This is a genomic window from Oleiphilus sp. HI0066, assembly GCF_001635725.1.
This window is the reverse complement of the sequence record NZ_LWFH01000049.1, coordinates 1-937: the sequence shown is the minus strand read 5'-3', so window position 1 is coordinate 937 and position 937 is coordinate 1. Positions and strand designations below refer to the sequence as shown.

Sequence of the window (937 nt, the reverse complement as noted above, 5' to 3'; positions counted from 1 at the left end):
CGTTTACGTTAAAGTACTTCCTAAGAAGCTTGATGAAGAAGTTGCAAAAGACATGGTTGAAGGTTTCGGCGGTGTATTGACGCAATTGACCCAAGAGCAAGCGGATTACATCAACGTTCCTGTTGACGGCCCATACAAGCCGGAGTCTTACAAGTATTAAGTCTGACGTTTTACGTTAGATTAAAATAGAAAATTGGGGTCTGGGTATTTTTACTCTGCCCCCATTTAACTCCATTTGAGAAACATTATGGAAACCCAAAAACAATTTAAGCGCCGATTTAGCTTTGAATTCTTTCCGCCAAAAACGGAAGAAGGTAAAGCAAAGCTGCAGGTCGTTCGTGACGAACTAGCGCGCCGTAAACCTGATTTCTTTTCAGTGACATACGGTGCAGGCGGTTCAACACAAGAGCGTACCATCGATGCGGTGCTTAACTTCCAAGATCAAGGCATTTCAACTGCGCCTCACCTCTCTTGTGTAGGTTCGAGCACACAAGAAATTGCGAGCTTGCTTGATTTATACAAAGAGCGTGGCGTTAATCGAATTGTTGCCCTTCGTGGCGATCTGCCATCAGGTATGGGCGGTTCTGCAGGCGAATTGAAATACGCAAACGAACTTGTTGAATTTATTCGTGAACACAGTGGAAATCACTTTAACATCGAAGTTGCTGCTTACCCTGAGTTCCATCCTCAAGCTCCAAGTGCAGAAGAAGACTTAATCAACTTTAAGCGTAAGGTTGATGCCGGTGCGAATAGTGCGATTACACAATACTTTTATAACGTCGATTCGTACTTCTACTTTATCGATCGTGTTGAAGCGATGGGCGTCAATATTCCAGTCGTCCCTGGCATTATGCCTATCACGAACTACACGAACTTGGTTCGTTTTAGTGATATGTGTGGCGCAGAGATTCCTCGTTGGATCCGCAAGCAACTTGAA

Annotated in this window: 2 protein-coding genes; both read left to right on the top strand. The window is 44.2% G+C overall.

What is annotated here, in order from left to right:
* A partial coding sequence (locus A3738_RS29020; RefSeq protein ID WP_197473494.1) for an adenosylhomocysteinase occupies positions 1-160 on the top strand: 160 nt, incomplete at its 5' end.
* Positions 161-247: 87 nt separating this feature from the next.
* Positions 248-937: methylenetetrahydrofolate reductase (locus A3738_RS01010; RefSeq protein WP_068763279.1), on the top strand; the 690-nt coding region annotated here is incomplete at its 3' end.